The 12,747-nt window shown below is 66.9% G+C and carries 9 protein-coding genes; 4 read left to right on the forward strand and 5 right to left on the reverse strand.

Going from position 1 to position 12,747, the window contains the following annotated elements:
- Positions 1 to 52: 52 nt before the first annotated feature.
- From PYV00_RS18485 to PYV00_RS18495, 3 genes are all read right to left on the reverse strand, one after another.
- Positions 53 to 718 carry a response regulator transcription factor gene (locus PYV00_RS18485; protein ID WP_275229761.1) on the reverse strand — a complete coding sequence of 222 codons (666 nt, stop codon included), beginning with the start codon at positions 716 to 718 and terminating at the stop codon, positions 53 to 55.
- Positions 711 to 2,567 carry a PAS domain S-box protein gene (locus tag PYV00_RS18490; protein WP_275229762.1) on the reverse strand — a complete coding sequence of 619 codons (1,857 nt, stop codon included), beginning with the start codon at positions 2,565 to 2,567 and terminating at the stop codon, positions 711 to 713. The genes PYV00_RS18485 and PYV00_RS18490 overlap by 8 nt, the downstream gene beginning before the upstream one ends.
- A gap of 159 nt (positions 2,568 to 2,726) precedes the next feature.
- On the reverse strand, positions 2,727 to 3,296 hold the full coding sequence (locus PYV00_RS18495) for an HdeD family acid-resistance protein (RefSeq protein ID WP_275229763.1): 570 nt from the start codon (positions 3,294 to 3,296) through the stop codon (positions 2,727 to 2,729).
- Between the two features lie 275 nt (positions 3,297 to 3,571).
- Here PYV00_RS18495 and PYV00_RS18500 point away from each other — a divergent pair, with 275 nt between their 5' ends.
- Together PYV00_RS18500 and PYV00_RS18505 are read left to right on the forward strand one after the other, a co-directional pair.
- Entirely contained in the window at positions 3,572 to 5,308 is a 1,737-nt protein-coding gene (locus tag PYV00_RS18500) for an ABC transporter ATP-binding protein (RefSeq protein ID WP_275229764.1), read from the forward strand.
- The gene (locus PYV00_RS18505; protein ID WP_275229765.1) at positions 5,305 to 7,170 is read left to right on the forward strand and encodes an ABC transporter ATP-binding protein; all 1,866 of its coding nucleotides are present in this window, start codon (positions 5,305 to 5,307) and stop codon (positions 7,168 to 7,170) included. The genes PYV00_RS18500 and PYV00_RS18505 overlap by 4 nt, the downstream gene beginning before the upstream one ends.
- An 18-nt stretch (positions 7,171 to 7,188) precedes the next feature.
- Here the strand turns inward: PYV00_RS18505 and PYV00_RS18510 are convergent, their stop codons facing one another.
- On the reverse strand, positions 7,189 to 8,817 hold the full coding sequence (locus PYV00_RS18510) for a Na+/H+ antiporter (protein WP_275229766.1): 1,629 nt from the start codon (positions 8,815 to 8,817) through the stop codon (positions 7,189 to 7,191).
- 229 nt (positions 8,818 to 9,046) lie between these two features.
- Entirely contained in the window at positions 9,047 to 9,232 is a 186-nt protein-coding gene (locus PYV00_RS18515) for a hypothetical protein (RefSeq protein WP_275229767.1), read from the reverse strand.
- A gap of 72 nt (positions 9,233 to 9,304) precedes the next feature.
- Between PYV00_RS18515 and ppsA the strand changes: the two genes are divergently transcribed.
- A complete protein-coding gene (ppsA, locus tag PYV00_RS18520) occupies positions 9,305 to 11,722 on the forward strand; it encodes a phosphoenolpyruvate synthase (protein ID WP_275229768.1) in 2,418 nt (805 codons plus the stop codon).
- Positions 11,723 to 12,056: 334 nt separating this feature from the next.
- Positions 12,057 to 12,746: a Crp/Fnr family transcriptional regulator gene (locus PYV00_RS18525; protein WP_275229769.1), complete on the forward strand. Its 690-nt coding sequence runs from the start codon at positions 12,057 to 12,059 to the stop codon at positions 12,744 to 12,746.
- Position 12,747 lies beyond the last annotated feature (1 nt).

Here is a 12,747-nt window from a genome sequence, read left to right on the forward strand (position 1 = left end):
CGCGTGACGGTCCTCTTTCATGGTCGGCCTCCTTCCCGAAGGATCGCAGGTGTCAGGCATCGCCGGGACCGGGGCGCTCGCAATGCGTCTTGCGCCAGCCCTGCTCGGACCCGAGCCCCGCCGCGAAGGCGACCCGCAAGGCATCGGCGAAGTTGCCGACGTCCAGCTTGGCCATCACATTAGCCCGATACACCTCCACCGTCCGCGAACTGATCCCCAGATCATAGGCGATCGTCTTGTTCGGATAACCGCAGGCAAGCCCGTCCAGCACTTCGCGTTCGCGCTCGGTCAGCTTGCCGAGCTGGGCACGAGCCCATTGCGCCCGATCCCGCAGCGTTTCGCGATCGGCGATCTGCCGAAACGCCACCGCGAGGGATCGGAGCAGCTTTTCGCGATCGAAGGGTTTTTCCAGAAAGTCCATGGCACCGGCCTTCATGGCGCGCACGGCCAGCGAGATATCGCCGTGGCCGGTAAGCACGATCACCGGAAAATCGAGCCCCGCATCCCCCATGCGTTCCTGGACTTCGAGCCCGTCAAGCCCCGGCATACGGATATCGAGCAGCACACACGCATGGACGGACTTGTCCGCGCCCTTGAGGAAAGCATCGCCATCGGCCCAGCGCTCGACGTTGTAGCCCGCTGTGCGCAACAGGAAATCGAGCGAGCGGCGAACCGAGTCCTCATCATCGACGACATGGACGAGCCTGGTCTCAGTCATCGCCAGGCTCCGCAACGGGCACGGTGAAGTGAAACGCGGCCCCGCCATCGCGCGCGCTCTCGCACCACAGCCGCCCGCCGTGCGCCTCGATGATGGTGCGGCTGATCGCAAGCCCCAGTCCCATGCCGCTCGTCTTGCTGCTGACGAACGGCTCGAACAGCGTTTCTTCCTTGCCAGGGGCTATCCCCGGTCCGTTGTCGATCACCGATACGCGGATCATCCCGCCGTCCTGGCGCGCGGCGACCGTGACGGCGCCCCTCTCCCCCAACGCCTCGAAGGCGTTGCGGAGCAGGTTTAGCAGCACTTGCTGGACTTGCACGCGATCGACCAGCACCGAGCGCAGATCGGGCGAGATCGCAACATCGCAGCTGATGCCGCGCGCCCTGCTGCCAACCGCGCCCAGCGTACATGCCTGCGTCGCCAGTTCGAGCGGCGAGACGATCGCGCGATCGAGTTCCCCGCGCGCGACGAATTCCCGCAGCCGCTGGACGATGGCGCCCGCCCGGAGCGCTTCGCGTCCCGCCTCTTCCAGCGCCTCGCGCACAAGCTCCAGTTGCTCATTCCCGTTGGTCGACAGCAGCGCGGCGGAGGATTGCACGTAGTTGGCGATCGCGGTGAGCGGCTGGTTCAACTCATGCGCCAGCGTGGTCGCCATCGTTCCGATGGCGGAAACGCGGGAAATATGGATCAGTTCGGACTGCATCTCGCGCAGCCGGGCCTCGGCATCCTCGCGCGCGGTGAGATCGCGCAGGAAGCCGGTAAAGATACGCCTGCCCCCGCCCGACGCTTCGCCGACGCAGAGTTCGTGCGAGAAGATTGAGCCATCCTTGCGGCGGCCCAGGACGCGCCGGCTGCTGCCGATGATGCGCCGCTCGCCAGTCGCATGGTAACGAGTGAGATGACCGTCGTGACGCGCGGCATCAGCCTGGGCCATCAGCATCGAGACGTTCCGTCCGACAACCTCGTCGGCCGCATAGCCGAACAGGCGTTCCGCCGCGGCGCTGAAGGATTCCATCGTGCCGTGCTCGTCGATCGTTACCATCGCGTCGGGCACGGTATCAAGGATGGAGCGTAACTGCGCTTCGTTCTCCTCGATCTGCCGGATCCGCGCGCTTTCCTCGGTAATGTCGCGCACGACCTGCCCGAAGGCGATGACGGCGCCGGCATCGTCAAGAATGCGGCTGATGGTTACTTCCGCGTGGAAACGGCTGCCGTCCTTGCGCTGGCGCCACGATCGGCCCTGGAACGTCCCCTCGCGCCGCGCTTCGGCGAGTTGTAACCCCGGCACGCCGGCGTCGCGATCGTCGGCTCCGAACATCATGTCATAGGGCTTACCGACCACTTCGGCCCCCTGCCAGCCATACAACCGCTCGGCGCCAGCATTCCAGATGACCACGCGGCCTCCCAAGTCCAACAGACAGATCGCGTGGCGCTTGGCGCTGTCGATCAGCAGATCCAGCTCGGTATTGAGCGACCGGCTCCACTGCCTGCTTCTGACCAGATCGTTGAGCACCTGCGTGAACAGGACGGTGCCGCCGATTTCGCCCGGCCACCGCTGCCAGGGCACCATTTTCCATTGTACCCAGTCGACCGAACCATCGGCGTGCCGGAACGGCTCCAGTTCGTTCGACAAGGTTTCGCCCGCGAGCACGCGGTCATGGATTCCGCGCAAGCGCTCGTCGATCTCGGGAAAGACCTCGCGGTGCGGCCGGCCAATGATGTCCCGGTGCTCGAAACCGAAATCGATCAGCCAGCGGCGGCTGCAGGCCAGATAACGCATGTCCCGGTCGAACAGCACGACGGCGACTGGAACATGTTCCAGCAGCAACTCGCCCAGTTCGCCGTTCACCACGAAATCCCGCAAAGACCGCCTCCGACTCGCCCATCGGACCGGCCATCCTTTTCGCTCAACCGTCGCGAACTTGCGAGCATCTTGGCGGGGGCGGCGATCTTCCGGCCGCCCTGCTCGACACCGCGTGGATACTTGCTTGCCGCTTTCGCTTCCCGGTCAGCCCTCGCGCGCGGCGGCGCGGATGGAAAAGCCGAGGAACATCAGCGTCACGCCCTGGATCAGCAGATCGATCGCGAGGAACAGCCCCAGCACCCAGATGGAATTGATCGGCCAGCCAAGCAGGATAAGCACCCCCGCGGCAATGCTGAACGCGCCGGAGACGAGCACCCAGCCCCAGCCCGCCGGCCGCTCCAGCAACGCGAAGCCCGCGCGCACGAAGCCGGAGGCCGCGAGCGCGGCGGCAAGCACGAAGGTCAGCACTGCGGCGGCGAACAGCGGATCGTAAAGCAGTGCGCCGGCGGCCATGAGGTAAAGAACGCCGGAAAGGGCCCAGAGCGCGGTCCGCATCAGGCGCCGCACCCCTGCCGCGTGAATGATCTGGGCAATCCCGCCCGCGAACATCAGCGCGCCGACGAAATAGGTCGTCGCGATCGTGGCGAACAGGAGATTGATCGAAGCGATCATGCCCAGCGCCGCCAGCAGCGCGCCCAGCACGATGAACCAGATTTCGATCCCGTTCTTGACGTCCGGCGCCGCCATGCCGGTATCCGAAGTATGCGCAATCATGCCCTTGACCCTCGCGCCTGCCAAACCGAACCGAAGAATACCGCCGAACACGCCGCGCCGATCTCCGGTAATGTACGGGTGCCGCCCAGGCCGGTACAGGGACGGAGCGCGACACCGGGAATGCTACGGACATCGCCGCACGCACTGGTCAGGCCGCAGCAAAGCCGATAGCGCAATCGGTGCGGGCAACCAGCCTGGCTCGCGGAGTCGATGTGACAAGCGACCGACACGACACATCTTTGCCCGGAACAGGTGGCTTCAGACCCCGCGAATTCGTGTCGTGGCGGGCATTGCTCGCACCCTATGCGCTTGCCCTTCTGCTGCTCGTAGCCTGCCAGGCGGGACAAGCGATCTCGGCGCTCAGTCTGCCCACGCTCAGCGCGGACGTGATCGACCGGGGCGTGCTGCGCCACGACGCTCCGTACATCCTCCACATGATCGCGATCATGCTGGCGGTCGCGGTCGCGCAGATCCTGTTCGCGACCGGCACCGCCTGGCTGGGCGCGCGCATCGCGATGGGGATCGGCCGCGACTTGCGCTCGGCGGTGTTCGCGCGTGTGCAGATCTTCTCGCTGACCGAAGTGCGCGGCTTCGGCGCGCCGACGCTGATCACGCGCACCACCAACGACGTGCAGCAGCTCCAGACCGTGCTGGTGATGGTGCTGACGCTGGTGATGACCGCGCCGATGATGGCGATCGGCGGCGTGGTGATGGCGGTGCGCCAGGATGCGCATCTCTCGCTGCTGCTGTGCGTCAGCGTGCCGCTGCTGGCGCTGGTCATCGGCATCATCACCACACGCACCCTGCCGCTCTTCTCGCGCATGCAGGGCCAGATCGACCGGCTCAACCTGATCCTGCGCGAGCAGATCACCGGGCTGCGCGTGATCCGCGCCTTCGTCCGCGACAGGTCCGAGCGGGCGCGGTTCGGCCAGAGCAACGATGCGCTCACCGATACCACGCTGCGGGTCGGCCGGCTGATGGCGCTGCAGATCCCCGCCGCGAACCTGATCATGCAGCTTACCAGCGTGGCGATGGTCTGGTTCGCCGCGCACCGCATCGCGCTGGGCGAGATGCAGGTCGGATCGCTGGTCGCCTTCCTGACCTATATCGTCCAGATCCTGATCGCGGTGATGATCGCCTCGATGCTGTTCACGGTGGCGCCGCGGGCGCTGGTGAGCGGGCAGCGGATCGCCGAGGTGCTGGCGACCGTCTCGTCCGTCGCCGAGCCGGAGCGTCCGGCCGACCTGCCCGCCACTGCCCGCGAGCGGGGCGAGGTCGAGTTCCGCAATGTGAGCTTCCATTATCCGGGCGCGGCGCATCCGGTCGTGCGCAACGTCAGCTTCCGCATCGCGCCGGGCGAGACGGTCGCGGTGATCGGCGGCACCGGCTCGGGCAAGAGCACGCTGGTCAACCTGATCCCGCGCCTGTTCGACGCGAGTTCGGGCAGCGTGCTGGTCGGCGGCGTCGATGTCCGGTCGCTGCCGCTCGATACGCTGTGGAGCCTGATCGGGCTGGTACCGCAGGAGACGTTCCTGTTCTCGGGCACGATCGCCGACAATCTGCGCTACGGCCAGCCCGACGCCAGCGACGACCAGCTCTGGCACGCGCTTGATGTCGCGCAGGCGAAGGATTTCGTCGCCGCCATGCCGCTCAGGCTCGCCGCCCCGGTGGCGCAAGGCGGTGACAATTTCTCGGGCGGCCAGCGCCAGCGCCTCGCCATCGCCCGCGCCATCGTCCGCCGCCCGGCGATCTGCCTGTTCGACGACAGTTCCTCGGCGCTTGATTACGCCACCGACGCGCGGCTGCGCGCCGCGCTCGCCCGCGAGGTCTCGCCCGGCGCGGCGGTGCTGATCGTCGGCCAGCGCGTCAATTCGCTGCGCCACGCCAACCGCATCCTCGTGCTGGACAAGGGCGAGATCGTCGGCGCGGGCACGCATGACGAATTGCTGGCGAGTTCCGCCGCCTATCGCGAGATCGTCGAATCCCAGCGCGCCAGCGAGGCGGCGGCGTGACCGGGGCGGACCTTTCCCGCTCGCAGGGGCCCGCGCCCGTCACTGGCCCGCGTATGCCCGCGCCGGGGGGACGCGGCGGGCCGATGCCGATCGCCGTGGGCAAGGCGCGCGATGCCGGTGCCACGCTGCGACGCCTTGGCGGAATGTTCGGCGCGGCACGCCTGCGGCTCTGGCTCGCGCTGCTGTGCACGGTGGCCAGCGTCACGCTCAGTTCGCTCGGGCCCTGGCTGCTCGGCCATGCGACCGATCTGGTTGTCCAGGCGGTGGGCGCCTCGCGGGCGATCGACTTCGGCGCGCTGGGCCGGATACTGCTGGTGATCGGCGCGCTGCAGGCGGCGGCGGCCCTGCTCAACGGGCAACAGGCATGGCTGATCAATGGCCTCGTCCAGACGCTCAGCCGCGAGATGCGGCGGCAAGCGGAGGTGAAGCTCGGCCGCCTGCCGCTGCCGTGGTTCGATCGGCAACCGCACGGCGAAGTGCTGAGCCGCGTCACCAACGACATCGACAACGTGACGCAGGGCTTGCAGCAACTGCTCAGCCAGTTGCTGATGTCGCTGCTCCACCTGATCGGCGCGGTGGCGATGATGCTGATCCTCTCGCCGCTGCTGACGCTCGCCGCCGCGCTCAGCCTCGGCCTTTCCTTCGGGCTGGCGCGGCTGCTCGCCAGCCGTTCGCAGCCGCATTTCATCGCGCAATGGCGCTGGACAGGCGTGCTCAACGGCGAGGTCGAGGAGAATTATACCGGGCATAGCCTGATGAAGGTGTTCGGCCACCAGCGGCGCGCCCGCGAAGAGTTCGAGAAAAGCAACCGGGCGCTGAGCGACAATGCCTTGCGCGCCCAGTTCCTTTCCGGCGTGATCCAGCCCGCGATCATGGCGGTGGGCAATCTTGCCTATATCGCGGTGGTGATCGGCGGGGGGCTGCGCGTCGTGAGCGGATCGATGACGATCGGCGCGCTGCAATCCTTCATCCAGTACGTGCGCCAGCTCAACCAGCCGATGTCGCAGATCTCGGGCATGGCGGCGATCGTCCAGTCGGCGGCGGCATCGGCCGAGCGCGTGTTCGAGCTGCTCGACGCCCCCGAGCTGAGCCCCGAGCCGAGCCCCGGCGCGGACGTCGCGGAACCGCGCGGCCATATCGCGTTCGAGCATGTCCGCTTCCGCTACGATCACGCGCGGCCGCTGTTCGAGGATGTCAGCCTGGAGGCGTTGCCCGGCCAGACGATCGCGATCGTAGGGCCCACGGGCGCGGGCAAGACCACGCTCGTCAACCTGCTGATGCGCTTCTACGAGATCGACGGCGGGACGATCCGCTTCGACGGTATCGACACGCGCGCCATGTCGCGCGAGGGGCTGCGCCGCCATTTCGGCATGGTGCTGCAGGACGCCTGGCTGTTCGGCGGCAGCGTCCGCGACAATATCGCCTATGGCAAGGCGGACGCGACCGAGGCGGAGATCATGGCCGCGGCCCGCGCTTGCCATGTCGACGATTTCGTCCGGGCGTTGCCGCAAGGCTATGACACGGTGCTGGACGAGAACGGCAGCGGCCTCAGCCTGGGCCAGCGCCAGCTCCTCACGATCGCGCGCGCTTTCATCGCCAGGCCGGTCGTGCTCATCCTCGACGAGGCGACGAGCTCGGTCGACACGCGCACCGAAGTGCTGGTGCAGCGCGCGATGGCGCTGCTGCGCACCGGACGCACCAGCTTCGTCATCGCCCACCGCCTCTCGACGATCCGCGACGCCGACCTGATCGTCTACATGGAGAACGGCAATGTCGTTGAACAGGGCACGCATGACGAACTGATCGCCCGGCGCGGCCACTATTGGCGGCTCGACCAGGCGCAGCTGCCGGGCGAGGCATAGCCGGCGCGGTCGGCGAGGCTATCCGGCGTAACGCGCCTCGAGCAGGTCGATCTCGCGGATCAGCTTACGAGCCAGATCGCTTCCCAGCTCGCGCTTGCGGACCATGCGGAAGATCTGGGTGCGCTCGGCCTTGAGCGCGGCGAGGCGCAAGTCGCGCTCCACCTGTTCGGAATGGCGGCCCAGGGCATTGGCCTCGACATTGCCTTGCCGGTTCTCGATGCGCTGGCGATAGGCTTCCATGATCCGCGCGGCCGCCGCGACGTAAAGATCGGCATCGCTTCGCCCTTCGGCGAGATCGTGCTGGACCTTTTCGATCTCGGTGATGGCGGCCTGCGCCGCTCTGATCCGGGCCGCGTCCTCCTCGGCCTGGCGCGAAGGCTCGGGCGGCATCTCCAGGCCGTTGAGCAGCCAGGGCAGGCAGATCGAGGCGACGACCAGCGAAGTGACGATCACGCCCATCGCAAGGAAGATCGCCAGCTCGCGCGCCGGAAAGGGCGATCCGTCACCCATCGCCAGCGGCAGGGTGAGCACGCCGGCAAGCGTGATCGCCCCGCGCACGCCGGCGAACGACATGGCCGCGACGATGCGCCAGTTCGGGCCGGCGCCGCGCTCGCCCCCGCCGAACTGGGTCAGCCGGAACGACAGCCACACCCAGAGAAACCGCAACCCTGCCAGCCCGAGATTGATGGCGACGACATAGAGCGCCAGCCAGAACGGCCCGTGATGGCCGGTCAGGCGCACGGTTTCCGATGCCTGCGACAGGATCATCGGCAATTGCTCGCCCAGCAGCACGAAGACGATGCCGTTGGCGGTGAACTGGATCACGTCCCAGAAGGTCGCCCGGCGGATGCGCGTGACCGCCATCGCCTTGCCGCTGCCCTCGACGAAACCCATGGTCAATCCGGCGGCGACGGCGGCAAGGATGCCCGAGCAATGCAGATGTTCGGCGATCAGGTAGGCGCCGAACGGGATCAGCAGGCTGATGAGGATCTGCGACCCGCTGTCTTCGCCAAGGCGGCGGCTGAGCCAGGCCTTGATCCGGCCCACCGCCCAGGTAAGGCCGGCGCCCACCGCGATCCCGCCGAAGGCCATCCACAGGAAGCTGAGCGCGGCGTCATGGATGGAAAAGGTGCCGGTGAGCGCGGCGGCGATCGCGAAGCGCAGGCAAACCAGGCCCGACGCATCATTGAGCAGCGATTCGCCTTCCAGGATGTGCATCATCCGGCTGGGAATCGGTACGCGCCGGGCAATCGCCGAGACCGCGATGGGATCGGTCGGCGAGACCACCGCCGCCAGCGCGAAGGCGACCGCGAGCGGCATGGCCGGGATCATCCAGTGGATGAACAGCCCCATGCCGACCACGGTAAACACGACGAGGCCCAGCGCCAGTTCGAGGATGGTCTTGCCATCCCTGAACAGTCCTTCGGGCGGTATCCGCCAGCCATCAAGGAACAGCAGCGGCGGCAGCAGCAGCAGGAAGAATATATCGGGGTCGAGCGTGACGCGCCAGTTGGCGATCAGCCCGATCACCGCGCCGAACGCGATCTGGACCAGGGGGCGCGGAATCGCCCAGGGCAACATCCGCGAAACCACCCCACTCACCACCACGGCGAAAAGCAGAATCAGAACCAGAGTGATCGTTTCCAACAATCTTCCTTGCTTGTGACCACGTGCCAGTGCCTGAGAGGCTCTAGCCGGCCTTCGCCGTCAGGGAACCCTCTGGAGAACAAATTCGGGTGTGCACGCTTCAAGCAGCCGGGCGGGCGAAGGCTGTTTGGAAACGCGTGGAAAAGTGCATTTCGGTACAGCACCAGCCTCGGGAAGTGCCGACGATTGCGCCGACGCAGAACAGCAGGAACGACCAAGTTGCAGCCGTCTAGGCCGATCCGCCCGACTGGTCCGGGACGATCCGGAATTTCTCGCGCTCCTCGTCGGGAACCTCGCGTAGTACCTCCGCCTCGGTCGCGATCCGGCTCTGGTAAGCTCGCGCGAGCTGGTGACGGACAGCCATTCGCCCATCGCCATCGAACAGGCGCCCGCGATCGAGCGATGATACCGGCATCAGACAAGAATCGCGCCGCGCACTTGACCGCCATCAACCCGGCGCGAGGTCTCGCGTTTATTCCAGCCAGCCATGGCTTCTGACATCAAGTGGTTCGAGACGATCGGGATGCACGATCTTCCCGCTGTCGGCGGAAAGAATGCTTCGCTCGGCGTGCTCACGCGCGATTTGGCCGGTGACGGCATCCGCGTGCCGGCTGGCTTCGCGCTGACGACATCGGCCTACCGCGCCTTCCTTGCCGCGAACCGGATCGAGCCGGCGATGCGGCGCCAGATCCACCGGCTCCACGCCGGCAAGACGGGCCTCGAACGCACCGGCAAGGCCATTCGCGAGATGATCCTCAAGGGCCGGATGCCCGAGGCGACCGTGGCGGAAATACGGATAGCCTATGGCGAACTCGGGCGGCGGCTGGATATGCGCGGCCCGGCGGTCGCCGTCCGCTCCAGCGCCACGGCCGAGGATCTGCCCGGCGCCAGCTTCGCGGGGCAGCTCGAAAGCTTCCTCAACGTGCGCGGCGCCGATGCGCTGATCGATGCCTGCCAGCGCTGCTTCGCCTCGCTTTTCACCAACCGCGCGATCGCCTACCGCGAGGCCAAGGGCTTCGATCACTTCGCCGTCGCCGTCTCGGTCGGCGTGCAGCGGATGGTGCGTTCGGACCGGGCGGGATCGGGCGTGATCTTCACGCTCGACAGCGAATCCGGGTTTCCCGACGTCGTGATGATCAGTGCCACCTGGGGCCTTGGCGAAACCGTCGTCCAGGGAGAGGTCGAGCCGGATCGCGTCATGGTGTTCAAGCCCTTGCTAGAACAGGCCGGGATGCGGCCGATCATCGCGCGGGACTGCGGCGCCAAGGCGGTGAAGCTGATCTATGCCGGCGGCGGCGAGCGTACCCGGCTGATCAAGACATCGCCCGCACAGCGGCGCCGGCTGGTGCTGGATGACGACGACACCCTCCAGCTCGCCCGCTGGGCCGTCGCTGTCGAGCGTCACTATGGCCGGCCGATGGACATCGAATGGGCCAAGGACGCCACGAGCGGCGAACTTTATCTCGTCCAGGCCCGACCCGAGACGGTGCAGGCCGGCAAGAGCCGCTCGAACTTCGTCCGCTACCGGCTAAAGGCCAGGCCCGAGCCGATCCTCTCGGGCGCCGCGATCGGCGACGCGATAGCCGCCGGCAAGGCTTGCGTGATCCGGTCGCCGGCCGATCTCGCGCGTTTTCCCGATGGCGCGATCCTGGTGACGGGCAACACCGATCCCGATTGGGTGCCGGTGATGAAGCGCGCCGCCGGCATCGTCACCGATCATGGCGGCAGCACCAGCCACGCCGCCATCGTCAGCCGCGAACTGGGCGTGCCCGCCGTGGTCGGCACGGGCCGGGCAACCGCCCTGCTCAGCGATGGCGTGTCGATCACGCTTTCCTGCGCCGAGGGTGAGAAGGGCCGGGTCTATCCCGGCAAGCTCGCCTTCACGCGCGAGGAAGTGGAACTGGGCAAGCTGCCCGCCACGCGCACGCAAGTGATGGTCAACATCGCCGACCCCGCCACCGCCTTCGCCTGGTGGCAGCTTCCGGCCAAGGGTGTCGGCCTGGCGCGGATGGAATTCATCATCGGCAACCTCGTCCGCGTCCATCCCATGGCGCTGGTCCACCCCGAAAGGGTCAGCCCGGCCGAGCAGAGGACGATACGCGAGCTGGCGCGCGGCCATGCCTCGCCCGAGGACTACTTCGTCGATACGCTCGCGCGCGGCATCGCCCGGCTGGCGACGCCGTGGTATCCGCATCCGGCGATCGTCCGGCTCAGCGATTTCAAGACCAACGAATATGCCCGGCTGATCGGCGGCGGCGCCTTCGAACCCGCCGAGGAGAACCCGATGATCGGCTTTCGCGGCGCGTCACGCTACTACGATCCCCGCTATCGCGAAGGCTTCGCGCTGGAATGCCGGGCACTGAAGCGCGTGCGCGAGGAGATGGGCTTCACCAATGTCATCGTGATGGTCCCCTTCTGTCGCACGCCGGGCGAGGCGGATCGCGTGCTCGCAGAAATGGCCGCCAACGGGCTCCGGCGCGGGGATACAACCGAGGGCGGCAAGGGGCTGGAAGTCTATATGATGTGCGAAATTCCGGCCAATGTCGTGCTCGCGGCGGAATTCGCGAAGCGCTTCGATGGATTTTCAATAGGCTCCAACGACCTCACCCAGTTGCTGCTTGGCGTCGACCGCGATTCCGACATCCTCGCCGGCCTGTTCGACGAACGCGACGCCGCGGTCACGACCTCGATCAGCGACGCGATAACGCGCGCGCACACGGCGGGCATCAAGGTGGGCATCTGCGGCCAGGCGCCGAGCAACCATCCCGATTTCGCGGCTTTCCTCGTGAGCGAGGGGATCGATTCGATCTCGCTCAACCCCGACAGCTTCCTCAAGACGGTCCAGTCGATCGCCGAAGCCGAAGCGGCCATGCTCAGGCGCGCGCCCGCAACGGCCGAAACCTGAGGCGCCATCACTGTACTGGCTACCTTGCGGACAGGGTCAGACGATGGTCGCCATGAGCCAAGCCAGCCAGGGCCTTGCCGGTTCGAGCCACGGCGTTCCGGGGAAGCCGGGCTTCGCAAAAGGGCGCCGGATTCGCCAACTCGCCCTCTGTCATTGCCTTGATAGCACATCGGCAAAGCCACGACTTGGCCGCGATCACGCGCGATGCGCCAAAACGCGATGGCCTTGGGCCTGGTTTGCAGGCCACCTCCCTGCGAATGGCCGCTAAGTACATAACACAATGCCACCGTCCGGCAGGATCAATAGGCTTCCCGGACAAGCATCGGGAGCCACCATGCACAATCTTGCCAGATCGCAGCCCGGATACCGCGACATCGCCATGCCGGCGGGATCGGGCGAGATATTGTTCCTCGAAGGCGATCCTTGCGATCATGTCTACGAGCTGCGCCGAGGCATCGCGCGAGGCGTCAACGTGTCCAGCGAGGGAGACCGGCAAGTCACCGCCTTCTTCTTCGCCGGCGACCAGATCGGGCTGCCGCTTTCCGAATGCTATCGCTTCACCGCCGAGGCGGTGACGGACGTGCTCTACGTCCGCCATTCGCGCGTGCGCTGGCACGAGGCGCTGATTCGCAGTTGCCGCGAGGATGGCCGGCTGCTGCCTTCGATCTGCGCCGAGCAGGACCCGATCTTCCGCCGGGGTATGATCATCGGCCGGAACGGGGTGGTGGTGCGGGTCTGCGCTTTCCTGACCTCGATCGTCGATCGCCTGCCGATCAGCGCGGACGGCGCCGCGCTGCTCCCGCTGCCGCAGACCGACATCGCCGCCTATCTCGCCACCTCGCCAGAGTCGGTCTGCCGGGCTTTTCGCCAGTTGCGCGAGATGCACGTCATCGCCATGCCGAGGCGCGATCAGATCGCGATCACCGATCGCGCGCGGCTTGAAGCGATCGCCAGCGGGATCGTCACTCGCTTGCGGATGCTTCACGAAAGAAGGCCGACGGCGACCGCCGACACCGCCTTCTGAC

The organism is Novosphingobium album (ex Liu et al. 2023) (genome assembly GCF_029076845.1).
Classification (GTDB): Bacteria; Pseudomonadota; Alphaproteobacteria; order Sphingomonadales; family Sphingomonadaceae; genus Novosphingobium.